The following is an 18467-nucleotide window of genomic DNA, read 5'->3' as shown; positions in this document are numbered from 1 at the left end:
TTCAATTTAATTGAGGCATTTTCTATTTCAAAACAAAACACAGTGCTTATTGTCATATATTCACCAACCTGATTTAATACATATGAAACTTCTGAAAAAAAAACCGGCGATTTTTGCGTTTTGTTTGCTAAGTGTACTTAGTGTTCATGGCCAAATACCAACCCATATTGACCCCGGCCAAAACGAAAAACCGGTGAGTATATATCAGCAACCCGAATTTATCATTCCCATTCTTGGCCTTTTCGTAGTGCTTATTGGATATTATTATTTCCGAAAGCAGAAAAATAAGTAAGAGCTGTTATAGCTGGTTAACCTTAACATACCTTAACGACACCTAAAGTCGCCCTACAGCTTGAAGGTTTTAGCTTTAGCGCGAATATATTTATTCCATACAATTTAATGAAATCAAAGATTTGGATTGGAATTATTGGAGCTATTGCTGCGATAATCCTTATATATTATTTTACATCGTCGAGTTCTGCAGAGTCAGCCGGAATACTGGTGTCGGTAAAAAAGGGTGAGTTTGTTATTGACATTACTACAACCGGAGAGCTTGAAGCTAAAAATTCGGTAGAAATTCTGGGTCCCAAGGGTACGCGCGACTACCGTATTTGGAATATGACCATTCAGGATATAATAGATGAGGGAACACTCGTTAAAAAAGGAGATTATGTGGCAACTATAGATCCTTCTGAATTGACTAACAAGTTGAAAGATTCGCAGCTGGAATTAGAAAAAATAGAGTCTAAATTCATTCAAACAAAACTTGATACTTCTCTCGACATGCGAAAATCACGTGACGAACTTATAAATCTGGCTTATGCTGTTGATGAAAGGCAACTGGTATTAGATCAAAGCAAATACGAGCCACCCGCCACCATTCGCCAGGCAGAAATAGATGTTGAGAAAGCCGGCCGATCACTTGAGCAGGCAAAAGAGAATTACAAAATTAAGCGACAGCAGAATATTGCCAAAATGCAAGAGGTATCGCTTAACAGGCTAAAAGAGCAGCGCAACCTTGATGGAATGAAAGATCTTATTCAAGATTTTACTATTAAAGCTCCTGAAGATGGAATGCTGATTTACATCAAAGACTACAATGGCCGTGCAACCAAAACTGGTTCTCAAATTAATGCTTGGAATCCAGTAGTGGCTACTTTACCCGACCTCTCAACAATGATCTCTGCAACTTATGTAAATGAAGTAGATATCAGGAGAGTTGAGGCTGGCCAGATGGTTGAAATTGGATTAGACGCTTTTCCTGAAAAGAGATTTACCGGTAAGGTACTACGCGTGGCCAATGTAGGAGAGCAAAGACCTAACAGCGATGCCAAAGTTTTTAAAGTGAGTATTGAAGTAAATGAAAAAGACGATTTGCTACGCCCATCAATGACTACAAGCAATAGAATTATTACCGAAAAGGCTGAAAACAAACTATTTGTACCTCTTGAGGCGCTCTTTAATCTGGCCGATTCAATAACATATGTTTACAAAAAGTCAGGCCTAAATGCCGTGAAACAAGAAATAGAGGTTGGTGAGTCTAACCGGAACGAGGTAATTGTGAAAATGGGATTAGAAGAAGACGATCAGGTTTATCTAAACAAAGTAAGCGGAATGGAAAAATCGGATGTTAATCTCTTACCGGAGTTAAATGGGAAGCGAAAACAAGAGAAATTAGAAGGGTCGAAGCCAAACGTGCCGGATACTATACGAAAAGACTCGGCAGGTGGCGAGTTTAAGAGAAAACGTAAAGCGTCGTAGATATGAACGAACGCTTAATGGCTAATTTTACTATTGCTCTTGAAGCCTTGATAAGCAATAGAATGCGATCGCTTCTTACTGCTCTTGGAATTATTTTTGGCGTAGCAGCTGTTATCGCAATGCTCGCCATTGGAAATGGCACCCAGCAAGAGCTCAATGAGCAAATGAAGCTTGTAGGAGTCAACAATGTGGTAATAACTCCAATCATAGAGCAAAAGGAAGAAACGGTAAATACTGAAAACGCTGCAAATGAAAAAGAGAAATTTTCGCCTGGCTTGCGCCTTGAGGATGCAGAAGCCATTCGCCAAATCATACCGAATATTCAAAAAATAAGCCCCGAGATAATTTTTGATACCTATATTATCAATAACGGCATACGCAGGTCGGCAAAGCTCGTAGGTGTTGAACCCGTTTACTTCGAGATTTTCAATTTCAATCTCTCGGATGGAAAAATGTTTAATGAGAAACAGATTGAACAAGGGTCGGCTGTATGCATAATCGGAAAATCAATCAAAAATCGCTTCTTCCCTACCGAGAACCCTATTGGCAAACGTCTCAAAGTTGGTGTGCAGTGGCTTGAAGTAATTGGTGTGCTTGAGCAACGACTTATCAGCGATCAAAGCCAGAGCAACCTTGGCATTCGCGATTACAATATGGATGTTTACGCTCCTCTTCAAACCGTTTTGGTGCGATACGAAAATCGTGATTTAATTACCGAACAGATGATTAGAACTGCCAATTCCAGTGGCAATGACGAAGAGGAAGTAAGCACTGCTAAAGCACCATCAAATTATCATCAGATTGATAGAATGGTACTTCAGGTAGATCAAACCGAGCTGCTTGGAGCGGTTTCTGATGTTGTTTCGCGTTTGCTGGAGCGCAAACATTACGGTGTAGTAGATTATCAGATCGAAATACCAGAATTGCTCTTAAAGCAACAGCGACGCAGCAATGAATTGTTTAATTACGTGCTTGGTGCTATAGCCGGTATATCTCTCTTAGTAGGTGGTATTGGTATTATGAATATTATGCTTGCCTCTGTATTAGAGCGAATTAAGGAAATTGGTCTCCGCCTCTCGCTTGGCGCAAAAAAAAGCGATATCGTTTATCAATTTATGTTTGAGTCTGTACTTATTAGCATTACAGGTGGTGTTTTAGGAATTATTCTGGGAATAACTTTGGCCTATGTCGTTAGCCATTTCGCCAATATAAAAACAGTTATTTCCTTGTCTTCAATTTTCATTTCGTTTGGGGTGGCCGCTTCTATAGGATTGATTTTTGGCATTACCCCTGCTCAACGCGCTGCGAAGCAAAACCCCATTAATTCATTGCGTTATGAATAAAATAATTTTTCTGCTTTTTATAATAGGTTTGTTCGCCTTTTCGGCAAATGGTCAAAATGTAAACATACTTTCTCTCACAGATGCAATTATGCTCTCTCGTGAGCAGTCGCCCGCATCGAAACAGGCAGAGACACGAAAGAAAAACAGCTATTGGCAGTACAGAACATATAAATCTAACTACAATCCGCAACTAGTCTTGAGGGGAAATTTGCCGGGGTACAATCGTGATTATTTTAGTAATAGACTTGATGATGGAAGCATTGTATTTCAATCGCGCGAGCAGATCAATTCAACTTTGAATTTAGGATTAAATCAGCCCATTGCATTTACCGGAGGGAACCTTTCTGTAAATACCAATCTCAATTATTTCAATGATATTCAGCAAGATTTAGATCGTTTTAATACCACCCTTGTAAACATAAAATTAGATCAACCAATATTTGGTTACAACCCGCTAAAATGGGATAGACGCACCGAACCTTTGCGCTACGAAGAGAGCAAGAGAAATTACGTAGAGCAAATGGAATTTGTAAGTCGCGAATCTGTGCGGTATTTTTTTGATTTTCTCGATGCCCAAATAAATTACCAAATTGCTGATTTTAATCTAACGAATAACGACACTATTTACAAGATTGAAGAAGGGCGTTACAATATTGGAACCACATCAAAAGATAAACTACTTCAAGTGGAACTTCAGCTACTTAGGTCGCAACAAGATGTAACCCAGGCACAGCTTGATTTGCAAACAGCCAGTCAGAAACTTCGCGCCTATCTCGCCATTAAATCAAGCGATACCCTACAGCTGATTTTGCCCGAAAGTATTCCGAAATTTGACATTTTAATGCAAGATGCATTGATGTATGCCAAAATGAATCGATCTGACTACATCGAATTTGAGCGCAGCAGAATAGAAGCTGAAAGAGATGTCGCCGAAGCGCGCAAACAACGTTTCGGAGCCAATTTGGTTGCTTCGTACGGACTAAATACGGCAAGCGATGATTTTGATGATGCTTACGCAAATCCAAATGATCAGCAAAGATTAGATATCGGTCTTGCAGTGCCAATTTTGGATTGGGGAAGAAACAAAGCGCGCATTCAAACAGCTTTGGCAAACCAGCAATTAAATCAATACGTACTCGAACAGGATATCCAAAATTTTGAGCAGGAGATTATCACGCTCGTGAGGCGGTTTGAGGTATTGCGTAATCAGCTTCAGATTGCAAAAAAATCGGATGAGGTAGCTGATGAACGTTATAAGGTAGCTCAAAACAGATACTTGACAGGGAAAGTGGGAATTACTGATTTAAATATTGCCTTAAATGAAAAAGATGCGGCCAAGCGATCATATACGAAAGCTTTACGCGATTTTTGGATAGCCTATTTCGATCTGCGCAGACTTACGCTTTATGATTTTGCGAATAAAAAATTGCTTTATATTCCCGACTAAGAATTCAATATTTATTCCAGTGATATTGTTTCCAGAGCATCAATTTTTTTAAATATCTCTGGTGAAATACGCAAAAAACGATGAACTTCCGATTCTGAACAAAATATCCCAAGGGTATGAATTTCCTTCATCTCTTCACCATACAAAGTAGCCATAGCTGCCGACGTAGGTTCAGAGACCAAAATGGCTACCCTCCCGAGCACTTTTTGATCATTTTCCACATAGCCTTTTATAAAATCTTGTAAAGCTTGCTTTGAATACTTGCTATTCGCTTTTCTAAAATCAATAGCAACATCAAAGTGCTTATTATAATCGGGATGATTAAATATATGTGGAATAGCCTTTTCAATGTCTGATATTGAAATATCACCATAAAAAGTTTCTAGAATCACTTTCTGATCTACATCTATAAAAAATTTGAACTCCATGGGTTGTAACAAATAGGATTGAAAGTGTAATTGACGGCTAGAAAGATAGAAAACATTTCTTATTTCTGAAAATTAGAAAAATCCCCATCTCATATTTGAGTGGATAAAGCCTACCCTATTCCACATAAATTGGCTTAACATCGCTTAAGCAATCCAGAATATTCGTGTCAACTTCTAAGAACTTCGCTGCCACTGACGTGTAACAAAAAATCTCCACTTGGCTCATATTCCTCAATTGCTCACCATAAATAGTAGCCATTGCTGCAGAAAGAGGCTCCGAAACAAGTATGGCTACTCTACCTTGCAAACTCATGGAATTATCTGACACTGTTTTGATAATTTTGTAAAGCATAACTTTTGAAAAAAGAAGCTTACTATCTCTAAAATCTGCAACTCCACTGTAAAGGGGACTGTAATCTGGATCTACCCAAACCACAGCGAGCGATTTTTCCAGCGATTCAAGAGAAACTTCACCATGAAAAGATCTCACAACTATTTTCTGTTCTTTATCTATGTAATATTTGAACTCCATGAGGAGAAATTTGGTTGTGAGAGATTTGATTAACGGGTTTAAGGTACAACACTTTACTTGATTTTAAAGTTCAAGAAAATGATTAACACAAAAAAATTCTATCTTATATGCCATAAATTGATTTAATATGGGCACTTATTTAGTTAATCTTTTGATTTATGCGCTGATTACCATCAGTCTAAATCCTGTAAAAGAGAAAATTGAGAGGAGTCAATTTGACTCAAATATTCCTTCAGATTTCATTGAAATACAGTCCAGACCTCCTAACGTGTACATAGATGTCAGATATGCAACATCCAATAATTTTGTAGGAAAACGTATAAACGGCTATAATGCAGAAAAGATTTTGCTTACCAGGGCGGCCGCTGATTCTTTAGAGAAAGCAATTGAACTTTTGAATCGTTTGGGTTATGGAATTATTATATACGATGGCTACAGACCACAAAAAGCAGTTAACATGTTTGTAAGCTGGAGCCGGTTGTTAAATGATACAATTAACAAGCAAGCTTTCTATCCCGATGTTTCCAAAAAAAATCTTTTCAAGCAGGGTTACATCGCATCCAAAAGTGGCCACTCACGGGGAAGTACAATAGATTTAGGTCTTGTTTACATCTCTAACGGAGAGATAGTTCTAATGGGAACAAGCTTTGATTTTTTCGGGCCGGAATCGGCTTCTAAATATCAGGCACTACCAAAAGATCAGCGCGATAAAAGATTGATTCTCCGAAATGCTATGATGCTTGCCGGATTTAAACCAATAGAAACAGAATGGTGGCATTTTACACTGCGTAACGAACCCTTTCCCGACACATATTTTGATTTTGACATTGAATAAAACTTAGGCCGTCTGCAGCAGAATTTGATCAATACTTACTAACTTGCAACCAAAATTGAAACCCATGAATAAATTTTTTAAATGGTTTTTAATTGGAATTGTAATTCTGTTCGTCGTTGCCTTCGGCAGCTTGCAGGTGATGAAATTCCAAACCAAAAAACACAGCCCCGAAGAAACGATTACCTATACCGATAATGGATACGATGTTGAAATCACCTTCAGTCGCCCGTTTAAAAAAGGCCGCGATATATTTGGGGGTTTAGTGCCTTACGGCCAAGTGTGGCGTACCGGTGCCAACGAGCCCACTACTTTCGTAACAGCAACAGATTTAGTAATTCAGGGTCAGAAGCTTCCGGCAGGAAAATATACCCTCTGGACAATTCCGAAACCTACAGAATGGGAAATAATTTTTAACAGCGGCCATCCCGGCTGGGGCGTTGACTGGGATGAGAAAGCAGCTCGGCAGCCCGAGCTCGATGTAGTAACTGCTACCGTGAGACCCATGAGAAATTTTATGGTTTACGAACAGCTTACAATAGAGTTTGAGAGAGATCCGCTGAACTTAATGCTGGCGTGGGATTTTACTAGAGTAGACTTAACTCTGGAAAAGTCAAACGGGAATTCTCAAGACACCAAAATCGAATAATTTGTCGAAACGCGATTTACAGAATTACCTAAAGGATCTTACCAAAAAACAACTTAACGAACAGATCCTAGATCTTTACGAACGATTTAAGGATGTAAAAGTTTATTACGATTTTGCTTTCAATCCGCAGGAAGACAAGTTAATAGATGATTTTAAAACCCGGGTTGGAAAAGAATATTTCCCTCCTGGAAAAAGAAAACCAAAAATGCGACGTTCTGTTGCTCAAAAACTCATTAAGCATTTTATAACCATTGAAGTAGAACCCTCCCTCCTGCTTGATGCGATGCTCTTTAATATTGAGACAGCACAGGCCTTTACTTTTCAGCGAACCATAAATCAAGAATCTTTTTACAAAAGTATGCTCAATTCTTTTGAGCAAGCCGTAAATCATGCCAAGTATCATGGATTATTAGTCGATTCAGAAAATCGATTCATCAAAATTATTCAAAATGCTCAAGAACAGAAATGGCTAAATTACTTTGACTTTGGAGAAGTGATGAGGGACAAATAAAAATGTGTTTCTGTAAAATAGACTTTACATGAAGCTTTTAAATTAAACAATTTCGATTCGAAACTGCTATCTTTCTAAACCTATAAAACCCATTACTATTTCGCGACCTTTATCTATTTGGACTTATCAGGCAGTGCAGTCGCAACGAGGCTGGCTGCTAAATGGAGTTGCAATTAACGGACATCCAAAATTTATAGACAAAAATGATGGAGCCTTAAAACTTTTTTGGAAAATACTTCGCTCCTATTTTTATGATTCGGCAGGGAGAAGAAATATAGATTTGAAGATCAATGGGGAAATTTACCCTGTAGTAACTGATAATAATGGTAATTTTGAAATGACACTTGATTTGGAACGGATTGAAACAATAGAATTCCTTCATTCGGCTTCATCAGAACAATTGGATGTGCTTCAGAGTGAAAACCGATATTATTCCTACCATAAAAGTAAATTTCTGATTATTTCAGACATTGACGACACCATACTGGTCTCGCATTCAGCACGGCTCTTTTCAAAGCTCTGGCTCATGCTTTTCAAGCCAATTCCAAAACGGAAAACGGTTGAAGAAAGTGAATTGGCTTACCGTGAATTGAGCAAAAATAACTTTCCTTTTGCCTACGTTTCTGCCAGTGAATACAACCTTTTCTCTTTGGTCTCAACTTTTATACATCTTCACAAATTGCCGCCAGGCCCCATTTACCTGCGCCCACATCAGGAGTTCAAAAATCTTTTTGTTAAAACTGAAAGAGAGGACTATAAAATAAATCGGATCATGAAATTGCTGCGACATTTTCCAGATAAGAAAATAGTTTTGTTTGGCGATGACTCACAACAAGATTTTACTGTGTTTGGTGAAGTAGCTCAAAAATTGCCAAATCGAATCCACAGTGTTTATTTGCGTAAAACCGGAAGCCTGAAATCTTCAAAATCGGAAAATGTAACTTGGGAAATGCCTGACGGGAAAATTCCTGTTCATTATTATGATGATTATGCCGACATTCAAACTGATATAAATAAATTAATACATGAAAATAGTCGCAGTTCTTAATCCCATTTCTGGTGGAAATGATAAGGACGACTTTATTGAGTACTTTAAGGAAACTTCAAGCTTTTATGGAATTGAAACCGCCATTTTTGAAACCACAGGCACCAACGATTTAAAGAAATTGGCGAAATTTTTAAAGAGCGATTCGTTTGATTTAATTATGGCTGTTGGCGGAGATGGAACATTTGCACTTGCCGCTCTAGCTTCAGCAAATGGTAAAACTTCTGTTGGAATTATTCCTTTTGGATCGGCAAACGGAATGGCAAAAGAACTTGGAGTCAATCAAGATCCTAATATGGCCTTTGATGATTTGCTAAAATCAAGAATCGCTAGAAAGATGGATATGCTTTGCATAAACCATTCGGTAAAATCTATCCACCTTGCTGACATTGGAGTAAACGCTCGTGTGGTGAAAGCTTTTGAGGAAGATGAGAACCGGGGTATGCTCACTTATGGAAAGTATTTCGCACGGGAGCTTCAAAATATGGAGCGAATTGAGTATTCAGTAGAAGCAAATGGAGAAACAATAAGCGGCCACTGTGTAATGATCATTATTGCGAATGGCAGAAAATTTGGCACCGGTGTTTCTATCACCGAATTCGGAAATCCTTTTGATGGTGTGTTTGAAATTGTAATCGTAGAAGAAATAAACCTGGGGACAATTCTCAAAGCAGGGCTTTCTGCAATTGATCAACTATATACTCCTCAAAATGTCAGCAGGATTATTACTACTGAAAAGGCTGTGATAAGCTTTTCCAATCCACAATTTTTGCAGGCTGATGGCGAGGTGATAGGCGAATTCGATCAACTAAATGTGAAGATGTTGGCAGAAGAATTCCTCTTCCAAACCCATCTGGGAAACCCCTATATTTCAAATGATGCAAAACAAGGAGATAGTGAGATAGATTAAAGTGTTGAACCCGTTTTAATTTGACGATATATTTCCAATACCCCTGCTCCCATTTGTTCATTTGTAAAAAGCTTTGCCCGCTCAATTGCTTTTTTGCTCATTTTTTGTCGTTCTTCTTCCATATTGAGAAGCAGATTCACTTTTTCCGCCAGACATTCAGAATCTGCAATAGCACACAAATATCCCTCTTCTCCATCGCGCACCAGTTCAGGAATTCCGCCTGCTTTGGTGGCAATTATAGGTATCCCATTGCAGAGAGAATCAATTACAGTAGTGCCCAGACCTTCGGTGTCCGAGGTGATTAAAAACAGTGTTAATTCGCGGAAGAGATTTGGAATATCATTTCTAAATCCGGTGAAACTCACTGAATTCGTTAGTTTAAGCGATTTGGCTAATTCTTGTATTTCATGACGAAGATTTCCTTCACCAACAATCAAAAAATGGCAGTCGTCACGGCTTTCAGTTACGCGCTTTGCCGTGTGCAGAAATGTCTGGTAGTCTTTGTGAGGTGCAATAGCAGAAATATTGGCAATCAGTCTTTTACTTTTATCAATATTAAATTCTTTGTGAATATATCCATTGGGTTTATTGTCTGAAAATCGCGCCGGATCTATTCCGCTATAAACCGTTTTGACCCTTTCTGGATTTTCCACTGCTCTTTTCACAAGCCTTGCTATGGCCTTAGATACACAGACAATTCCTTTTACATTTTTATGATTGTACTTTGCAAGCGAAAAACCACGTGTTTTTAGCGGAAAATCTACTCTACGATGTACAATGAGCGGCTTATTCATACCAAGCCTTAAAGCAAGGTAGGCAAGGCTATGCGACTTGCCGGAGTGCGCATTTACTATATCAATACCTTCCCTTTTTACGATTTTCTTGATTTTGAGCGCTGATTTAATGTCTGCTCCATTTATAAAACCCAGTTCATAAAAGGGTATTTCCATCTCTCTACACCATGCCGAAAAAGCTGAATTTTTGCGCGTGCATACTACTACATCTACATTCTGCGCTTTGAGATAGAGAATAAGATAGGCTATTTGCTGCTCACCACCGCGCCAGCTCTGTTCTGAACTTAGCTGTAATATTTTCAAAGCACACATTGGACAAATATCGCAGAATAATTTCACTTAATGCGATTTTCAAGGTGTCGCTCTGGAATTATAAGGAATTGAATTGATATGATTGGATTTTGAATTAGCCCAAAGAACATCACTTTCTTAATTGGAAATGATTAATTTTGCCCCAAAATCAAGTATTTTATATGACTACTTTTTCCGAGAAAACGACGAATGCCACAAACAGTGCTAAAAGATTTTTTAAGAAGCTGGCCATCCTACTGCTTATTATAGGAATCGGTTTAATGTTTTTCTTTTATTATGCCACCTTGAGCAAAGGAGTGAAATCTGGAGTAATTATAGAAGTTAGCGAACGCGGAGCATTATTTAAAACCTATGAAGGTCAAATGGATGTAATGAGTTTTGGGGCAGTAAAAAGCGCCAATAGTCTCTCACAAACTTTTTTATTTTCGGTTGAGAAAAATGACAAGGAAGTTTTTGGTAAACTCGAAGAAGTTTCACTAACTGGAGAGCGCGTAAGACTTCGTTACGAAGAAAAATATGTAACACTGCCCTGGCGCGGAGAAACTAAATACTTCATTACCGGGGTAGAACGCTCTGATGCGCCCGAAGTACCCGATAGAAGAAGTGGCTTTTAGATGTATTAGAAGTCAATTTCAATTGGCAATGATGCAATAGGCAATAAGCAATTGGCAATTGGCAATAGGCAATAAGCAATTGGCAATAGACAATAAGCAACTGGCTATGATGCTGCCTTGAGATTGCCTCGCTTTTAACAATTTATTGCGGCCTTGTAGGAAATAAACGAGTTTCAAATTCTCGCTACAACCTACTTTATACAAAATACGCTCTACGCTCTACTCCCTACTCAATTAACCAACCTTTTACAACATTTATTAATTTCGAGCGTCATACCTTTGTATAATTATGAACTAACCCCCTAAATCAAATTGTAACATGAAAAAACTTTACACCCTTTTAGCCTCTATAGCGCTTTTCGCTTCCGGCTCACTTTTGGCACAAACTCATTACAATGTTAATGTCTCCAATAATGTCTTTAGTCCCTCTCAACTCGAAATTAACGTGGGCGATACTGTTGTGTGGACTAATTCGCTGGGTTTTCACAACGTAAATGGAAATGCAATAGATTTCCCCAATAATCCTGATTCATTCGGAAATGAAACTGGTCCTGCCGGGTGGACTTATGAGTTTGTTTTTACGATAGCAGGTACTTACTCATATAGATGTGATGTGCATGAGGGAATGACCGGTTCTGTAATAGTTTCAGCTTCTACAGTTGGCATTACAGAAGCAGAAAAACCTGCATATTTCGCGTTTTTTCCCAATCCGGTTGTGAATCAACTTTCATGGAAATGGAATGACAATACTCCTCTTCCCGATGCGAATATGACTATTTATGATACTCAAGGCAGAAAGGTAGCTGAATTTTTAATGAATGGTATATCGAGCCACGACGTTTCAGGCTACAGCGAAGGACTCTACACTTTTGTGCTCACGCAAGAAAACGAACAGATACAAACGGGTAAGATATTGATTAATAGATAATTAATTCTAATACTGTATAACTCTTACCGTATCTAATTCGAGTCTTAACTGCATTATTTTCTGAATTTTAATTTCATCTTTTTTAAGTTGATTGTTATTGATACCATTTCGCCATTTTACAAGAATGGTTGGAATGGTATCAATTTTATTACCAAAATCGCTCTCAATAGCATCTGCGTATGAGATTCTTTCCAAATTTTCAAATTGGATCTTCATTTCTTTCGCCAAATTAACCATTTTGACATCTCTCGGTCTAAGTTTAAGCAATTCATTTTGCAAAAATTCAATCTGCTTTTCGTGGCTTTGTATCTCTTCTTGACTAAATGAATAAAACTGCTTTACCACGTCTGCCTGAATTGTTTCTTTCAATTTCCCACTTAAAATTTCAAAATCGGGATCTTTATTAGATTCACCAATTCCATAAACATCCAGATGGGAATTCTCCAATCCGTAGCCAGCCATCTGGTTTTGCCATTTCTTAATTGTGTCATCTGGAATTTCCACACCGATCATAAACAGCTCAATGGATGGAACAGTATCGGCATAAATAAACTTTGTATCAACCAGACGCGCTCCTTTCATCTTTATCACTTCTTTTACGAATTTATCTGCATGGCTTTTAAACCACGACTCTTTTACAACACCATAAAAAATCCAAAAGCTCGGAAAAATCATGATAATCATAATGGCGGCCATCCAGTTGCGCACTTTTCGCTCGCGCTGTTTGTTGATTAATTTCTTTAATGGAAATCCCAAAAACCGAACTCCAACTATAGTAGCACCACAAATAAAAATACTGTTAAGCATAAAGAGATAGAAAGCGCCCAAGAAGAAATGCCAATTACCTGTAGCCAATCCAAAACCGGAAGTACAGAGGGGTGGCATAAGCGCTGTGGCGATGGCAACACCGGGAATTACATTGCTTTTTTCCTTTCTACTACCTGCTACCACTCCGGCAATACCCCCAAAAATAGCAACGAGAATATCCAAGGTCGTCGGGGTGGTGCGCGCCAAAATCTCAGGTTGATATTCTACCAGCGGAGTGAGAAGAAAATATAACGTGCTGGTAAATAGACTTATAGTTACCATTACTCCAAAATTCTTGAGCGCTTTGCCAAGCAATGGCGAGTCATTGGTGCCGAAGGCGAGACCGACACCCAAAATTGGCCCCATAAGAGGAGCAATAAGCATCGCACCAATAATGACTGCCGGTGAATTTAGGTTTAAGCCAACAGATGCAATAATTATGGAACAAATAAGGATGTATACTGTAGGACCCCGAAAAGTAACGTCACGAATAATTCCGGTACGTGTCTGCTCGTAGTCAGTTTCATCCTTTAGGGCAAGAAGTTCGCGAAAGAAAATTAAAAGTTCTTGAATCAAAATCTTAAAACGTCTTTTGATATTTTGCGAACTTTGCTCTACACGCTTATCCTTATCTAAAGTCGCCTGATCTATTAAATCCGGTTTCTCAATATTTTCCTCGCTCATGCCTAATTTTAAAATTGAGCGAAAGATAATTGATTTTGAATTGCTATATTTATAAAAATCATAATTCACTATTTTGGAAGAGACAAATGAAATAAAAGTTGCAAGAAATCACACGTCAATAAAGGCACTCTTTGATGAAAAGCGCCGCTTTTTTGATAAGGGAAATACACTTTCGTATTCTTTTAGAAAAGAAATGCTCGAAAAGTTAAGTGTTGGTATTCAAGATCATGAAGACGAAATTTTCAAGGCTCTAAATGCCGACTTAGGGAAATCTGAGACTGAAAGCTACCTTACAGAAATCGGGATTGTGAAAGCCGAAATAGACTTTGCCCTCAAAAATTTAAAGAAATGGATGAAACCAAAAAGGCGGTTTACTCCATTGGCTTTTGAGCCCTCAAAAAGTGAATTGCGGTACGAGCCGAAAGGGGTTGTATTGATTATAGCACCCTGGAATTATCCGTTTAATCTGGTTTTCGACCCACTTGTAGGAGCTATCGCAGCCGGTAATGCAGTGGTAATCAAACCTTCTGAAGAAGCTCCAGCCACTGCGGCAATTACAGAAAAAATTATTTCAAAAATTTTCAATCCGGCATACATTAGCGTCGTTCAGGGAGTGGGAAGCGAAGTGGTTCCTCACCTGCTTAAAACGCATATTTTCAACCATATATTTTTCACCGGAAGCCCGGGAGTTGGAAAAAATATTGCCAGGCAAGCAGCAGATAATCTGGTAAGCACTACCCTTGAGCTTGGTGGCAAGAGTCCTGCAATTATCGATAGCTCCGCCAATCTTAAAGTCGCTGCAAAACGTCTCATTTGGGGTAAGTTTATCAATGCCGGTCAAACTTGCGTAGCACCGGATTATTTATTGGTAGAATCCAAAATTAAAGAAAAATTTACCGGTTTATTGATTGAAACTATTCAGGAATTTTATGGAACTGATGCGCGAAAATCAGCTGATTACCCCAGAATGATCAACGAAAAACGGTTTGGTGCCGTAGCCAATTTTCTCAAAGACGGCAACATAGTTTATGGGGGCAAAACAGATAAAGAAAAGCTGTATATCGAACCAACGCTTATGGATAATGTTGATTTAAACAGTACTGTGATGCGCGATGAGATTTTCGGACCCGTTTTGCCAATTATACCTTTTACACACAGTCGCGAAATCTCTGAAATTGTGCGAGGCAACAGATATCCTTTGGCATGTTATTATTTTGGATCCAATAAAGAATTTAAAGAATTGATATTAAACCAACTATCTTTTGGAGGCGGTTGCGTGAACAACACCTTGGTGCATCTCGGAAATCCTGATTTGCCTTTTGGAGGGGTGCAGGGTAGCGGTAGCGGACACTATCATGGCTGGCATAGTTTTGAGTGCTTTAGCCATGCCAAAAGTCTGGTGATTAGTAAAACCTGGTTTGATCCGGCACTAAAATACCCGCCTTTTAACCAATCGAAACTAAGCTGGCTAAAGAAGCTACTCTAAAAATCTAAAACATTGGAAGCACTTAAACACTACGTACAATATGGTATAAATAACCTAACCGGAAAATCGATCTCCGCTTCTGACAATAACGAAATTTGTTTTTTCCTTTCGGGCAATATAAAGGCAAAGCAGGTCTTACTTCAGGGTAGCTTTTGTGATAAAGTTAAAATGGACAAGATCGATTCAGGTTGGAGAACCTATGTACGCATTGAGCCGGGACAACACTTTTATAAGTTTATTGTAGATGGCAAAGAAACTCTCGACAAGCAGAATCTTCTAAAAGGCCAACATCATGAACTAGGCCGTGCCTCGATATTCTTTATTGAAAATCATGTTTTTGAATTGGGAGAGCATGATGAGGCTTCTCAGATTTTCGTTGCTGGAAATTTTAACGGGTGGACTGTGGGTGAATTAGAAATGAAACGCGAAGGAGATATCTGGAAACTTCCTCTTTATTTGCCAGACGGCACGTACGCTTATAAGTTTATTGTTGATGGAAAGTGGATTACAGATCCTGACAACCCGGCAGTACGTCCTGATGGCACCGGAAATTATAATTCTTATTTGTCAATTGGCGATTGCAGCGTGTTTAAACTTTATGGCAATCTCGACGCGGTTGAAGTTCGACTAGCAGGGAATTTTAATTTATGGAACTATACTGAATTGCAAATGCTACGTACACCTAGCGGGTGGGAACTGCATTATGCCTTAGCTCCCGGCATGTACGAGTATAAATATGTTGTGGACAATGAATGGATTTTGGACCCAAACAATCCTTATCGGGTAGAGCGCAATGAGGGTTTTAATAGCCTTATTTGCATAAAACCTAATCATGTGTTCAAATTAGACAAATTTGAAACAGCCGCTGAAGTAATCGTAACCGGCACGTTTACTGACTGGGCCAGGAAAAACTTTAAAATGAATCATGAAAATGGAGCTTGGAATTTCCCAATTTATCTTTCCTCCGGAAAGTACCTGTATCGTTTTATTGTAGATGGAGAAATTATAACAGATCCGGATAATCCACAAACAGAAGAGGCAGAGTTTGATCAAACATGCTCGATACTAAAGATTTAATTTCCTTTAAACCAGATGACCTTGTTCAGCTTAATTTCTGAATGAACAATTGGGGAAAGGGTTTTTTGGATGAACTTTATCCAGTTCACAAATTCCTCTATTACTTGAAGTCTTTTGAAATGATAAAAAGTGAAAATAAAAGCATCTTTTTATGCATCTATTCAGCCTGTTTTGCGTCAATAATTGAAATGCGCTTTAAAATTTAAAACCCTGCAAGGTTAAATTAATTCATTGAGCTGATTAACAGGTCTGTTTATTTTTTATACACAGATGTTAACAGCCGTAAATCGAAAAAATGAAACTATTTTCTGTTTTCACTTTCTTATTGTTATTCTCATTTACAGCTTTTTCTCAAAATAATAACGGGATTATAAGATGCGGCACTGATGAACGGCATGAAATTTTAATGCAAGATTCTGCCTATGCAGCTCAATTTGCTGAAAAGAATCAAAAAATTGAAACGTATTTAAAGAGTCACAATAGTGAGATGAAGGCCGATTGCGATGAGATTCTCTATTTGCCGGTGGCAGTGCACTTTCAAGATGTAGGTATTGATTATGCTTGTGCGCTTGAAATGGCTTTGAGTCAGGTAGAATCCATCAATCAAGACTATGGTGGTACAAATCCAGATATTAATAAATGGACGGAAGGAAGAACAATTCGCTGGCCGCAAATTCAAAATGGTGAAAGTTGCGTGGAGTTCTGTCTTGCCACTTTAAATCACCCAGCCGGCTCTGGCATTGCCGAAGGCGACTATGCAGTTACTTTAAATGAGTATGGCCCAATAGATGATATACCTCAATGGTCGGGATATATTAACTTTTTTGTGCGTAATATGAATGGCGGTGTTCTTGGGTATTCACCTCTTGGGGGCGATGGAAATGGAGATGGCGTAGTTTGCGGCATCACCTCTTTTGGATCGGTAAGCTGCGGTGGAAATACACTTATGGCAACCTATAATATGGGAAGAACCGTAACGCACGAACTCGGTCATTATCTTTCTTTAAATCATCCTTTTAACAATCCCGATTGCGCTATTGACGGTGATGGAATTGCCGATACGCCTATTACAAATGCCGCTACTTATGGCTGCTATGCCATAGGCGAAGAGCTTATTAATTGTACCGATCCAATTTTGTGGCCTTCATATATGGATTATTGCGACGATGCCTGTTTGTATATGTTTTCTCAGGGTCAAACAGACCAGCTAACAGCTTATGTAAATACGTCTCTTCAAACTCTATTAAACAATGCCACCACAAAATGTGAAGATGCAGCATGCATAAATTTTGAAGCTAGTTTTCAAAGTAGCAATGAAACGTGTGAAGGAAATGACGGTCGGATAATTTTTCAGGCAAGTGGTGGTACGGAGCCTTATATCTATTCAATTACAAATGGTGTTACAGATTCAGAAAACCCGGATTTTAATAATATAATACAAGGTAAATACTTTTTAAACATCATAGATCAGCAAGGTTGTGAATTTATAGATAGCGTTGAAATTGCGCGTGATACTCCGCAAATGGAACTCGTTTCTTCAAAAAATTCTTTCTGCGGCGACAATTCTGGAAGCCTTATCGTAAAAGTTAAGTATGATGCTGACTTTGAGTACAGTATCCAGGGTGTTTCCGGATGGCAAGACACTGCCTACTTTGCAAGCCTATCGAGAGGAGAATATACAGTACTTGCACAAACTGCCTCGGGATGCACACCATCTCTTGATGTTACTATTGGCGATGATACAGATTTGAGTTTTGTAATCAGGTCGGTACATCCGGTAAATTGTCCCCTATTCGATAATGGATTAATTGACGTTTTGCTTTCGGGTGGAGAAGAGCCAATAAAATGGCAACTCAATGAGGGTAATCGGTCTGATAAAGGTTTTTATGATCGGCTCGGTGCCGGCGATTACAATTTATCTGTAGAAGATGGGCGTGGTTGCAGGCTTGATCGCGATTTTAAAATTGGTGTTTCTTATCTCGAGATTGGCGATGATTGCCCATGCGATATGTACATTCCAAATGCCATGACTCCCGATGGAGACGGACTTAATGACTTGCTTGTTGTAGTACCCTCCTGCCCTATTTCAAATTTTAATATGCAGATTTTTGACCGTTGGGGAAAAATCGTATTTGAAAGTGAAGATTTGGAAACGCGTTGGAATGGAGGGCTCGATGGATACTTTGTCGAACCAGGTATTTATTTTTACCGAATTACTTATCGCTGGGGCGAAAAGTTTAACGAGAGCCTTGAGGTGCAAACCGAAAATGGATATGTTCAAATCCTGCGGTAGTATTTTTTAAAATA

At 38.7% G+C, this 18467-nt stretch carries 18 protein-coding genes; 14 read left to right on the top strand and 4 right to left on the bottom strand.

Going from position 1 to position 18467, the window contains the following annotated elements; genetic code table 11:
• Positions 1-82: 82 nt before the first annotated feature.
• The 4 genes from G3O08_RS09425 to G3O08_RS09410 all read left to right on the top strand — a co-directional run bounded on the left by G3O08_RS09425 (position 83) and on the right by G3O08_RS09410 (position 4551).
• Positions 83-292 carry a hypothetical protein gene (locus tag G3O08_RS09425; RefSeq protein ID WP_163285113.1) on the top strand — a complete coding sequence of 70 codons (210 nt, stop codon included), beginning with the start codon at positions 83-85 and terminating at the stop codon, positions 290-292.
• Positions 293-399: 107 nt separating this feature from the next.
• Entirely contained in the window at positions 400-1761 is a 1362-nt protein-coding gene (locus G3O08_RS09420; protein ID WP_163285112.1) for an efflux RND transporter periplasmic adaptor subunit, read from the top strand.
• Positions 1762-1763: 2 nt separating this feature from the next.
• Complete coding sequence (locus G3O08_RS09415) at positions 1764-3104, top strand: ABC transporter permease (RefSeq protein ID WP_163285111.1); 1341 nt, start codon at positions 1764-1766, stop codon at positions 3102-3104.
• Entirely contained in the window at positions 3097-4551 is a 1455-nt protein-coding gene (locus G3O08_RS09410; protein WP_204336831.1) for a TolC family protein, read from the top strand. Before G3O08_RS09415 ends, G3O08_RS09410 begins: the two co-directional genes overlap by 8 nt.
• Positions 4552-4562: 11 nt before the next feature.
• Here the strand turns inward: G3O08_RS09410 and G3O08_RS09405 are convergent, their stop codons facing one another.
• Both G3O08_RS09405 and G3O08_RS09400 read right to left on the bottom strand, forming a co-directional pair.
• Positions 4563-4979 (bottom strand): hypothetical protein, encoded by a 417-nt coding sequence (locus G3O08_RS09405; RefSeq protein WP_163285110.1) that lies wholly within the window; start codon positions 4977-4979, stop codon positions 4563-4565.
• Positions 4980-5094: 115 nt separating this feature from the next.
• Positions 5095-5511: a hypothetical protein gene (locus G3O08_RS09400; protein ID WP_163285109.1), complete on the bottom strand. Its 417-nt coding sequence runs from the start codon at positions 5509-5511 to the stop codon at positions 5095-5097.
• A gap of 127 nt (positions 5512-5638) precedes the next feature.
• On the opposite strand from G3O08_RS09400, the gene G3O08_RS09395 reads away from it, so the two are divergent.
• The 5 genes from G3O08_RS09395 to G3O08_RS09375 all read left to right on the top strand — a co-directional run bounded on the left by G3O08_RS09395 (position 5639) and on the right by G3O08_RS09375 (position 9458).
• The gene (locus tag G3O08_RS09395; protein WP_163285108.1) at positions 5639-6346 is read left to right on the top strand and encodes a M15 family metallopeptidase; all 708 of its coding nucleotides are present in this window, start codon (positions 5639-5641) and stop codon (positions 6344-6346) included.
• Positions 6347-6410: 64 nt separating this feature from the next.
• Complete coding sequence (locus G3O08_RS09390) at positions 6411-6992, top strand: DUF2911 domain-containing protein (protein WP_163285107.1); 582 nt, start codon at positions 6411-6413, stop codon at positions 6990-6992.
• 1 nt (position 6993) lies between these two features.
• The gene (locus tag G3O08_RS09385) at positions 6994-7503 is read left to right on the top strand and encodes a DUF6155 family protein (RefSeq protein WP_163285106.1); all 510 of its coding nucleotides are present in this window, start codon (positions 6994-6996) and stop codon (positions 7501-7503) included.
• A gap of 133 nt (positions 7504-7636) precedes the next feature.
• Complete coding sequence (locus G3O08_RS09380; protein ID WP_163285105.1) at positions 7637-8551, top strand: phosphatase domain-containing protein; 915 nt, start codon at positions 7637-7639, stop codon at positions 8549-8551.
• Positions 8529-9458: a diacylglycerol/lipid kinase family protein gene (locus G3O08_RS09375; protein ID WP_163285104.1), complete on the top strand. Its 930-nt coding sequence runs from the start codon at positions 8529-8531 to the stop codon at positions 9456-9458. Before G3O08_RS09380 ends, G3O08_RS09375 begins: the two co-directional genes overlap by 23 nt.
• On the opposite strand, the gene G3O08_RS09370 is transcribed toward G3O08_RS09375, so the two are convergent.
• Complete coding sequence (locus tag G3O08_RS09370) at positions 9455-10591, bottom strand: glycosyltransferase family 4 protein (RefSeq protein ID WP_163285103.1); 1137 nt, start codon at positions 10589-10591, stop codon at positions 9455-9457. The two genes, G3O08_RS09375 and G3O08_RS09370, sit on opposite strands and share 4 nt — an antisense overlap.
• Before the next feature lie 134 nt (positions 10592-10725).
• On the opposite strand from G3O08_RS09370, the gene G3O08_RS09365 reads away from it, so the two are divergent.
• On the top strand, positions 10726-11178 hold the full coding sequence (locus tag G3O08_RS09365) for a 6-phosphogluconate dehydrogenase (protein ID WP_163285102.1): 453 nt from the start codon (positions 10726-10728) through the stop codon (positions 11176-11178).
• Positions 11179-11497: 319 nt separating this feature from the next.
• Entirely contained in the window at positions 11498-12106 is a 609-nt protein-coding gene (locus G3O08_RS09360; RefSeq protein ID WP_163285101.1) for a T9SS type A sorting domain-containing protein, read from the top strand.
• Positions 12107-12112: 6 nt separating this feature from the next.
• Here G3O08_RS09360 and G3O08_RS09355 read toward each other — a convergent pair whose 3' ends face one another.
• Positions 12113-13597 carry a TIGR00341 family protein gene (locus G3O08_RS09355; RefSeq protein WP_163285100.1) on the bottom strand — a complete coding sequence of 495 codons (1485 nt, stop codon included), beginning with the start codon at positions 13595-13597 and terminating at the stop codon, positions 12113-12115.
• Positions 13598-13670: 73 nt separating this feature from the next.
• Between G3O08_RS09355 and G3O08_RS09350 the strand changes: the two genes are divergently transcribed.
• The 3 genes from G3O08_RS09350 to G3O08_RS09340 all read left to right on the top strand — a co-directional run bounded on the left by G3O08_RS09350 (position 13671) and on the right by G3O08_RS09340 (position 18453).
• Positions 13671-15083 (top strand): aldehyde dehydrogenase, encoded by a 1413-nt coding sequence (locus G3O08_RS09350; RefSeq protein ID WP_204336830.1) that lies wholly within the window; start codon positions 13671-13673, stop codon positions 15081-15083.
• A gap of 12 nt (positions 15084-15095) precedes the next feature.
• A complete protein-coding gene (locus G3O08_RS09345) occupies positions 15096-16160 on the top strand; it encodes a hypothetical protein (RefSeq protein ID WP_163285099.1) in 1065 nt (354 codons plus the stop codon).
• 295 nt (positions 16161-16455) lie between these two features.
• Positions 16456-18453, top strand: coding sequence for a T9SS type B sorting domain-containing protein (locus G3O08_RS09340; RefSeq protein WP_163285098.1), 1998 nt, complete (start codon positions 16456-16458; stop codon positions 18451-18453).
• Positions 18454-18467 lie beyond the last annotated feature (14 nt).

The organism is Cryomorpha ignava (genome assembly GCF_010686655.1).
Taxonomy (GTDB): domain Bacteria; phylum Bacteroidota; class Bacteroidia; order Flavobacteriales_D; family Cryomorphaceae; genus Cryomorpha; species Cryomorpha ignava.
Note: the sequence above shows the minus strand (reverse complement) of the source record. Positions and strands in the feature narration are given on the sequence as shown.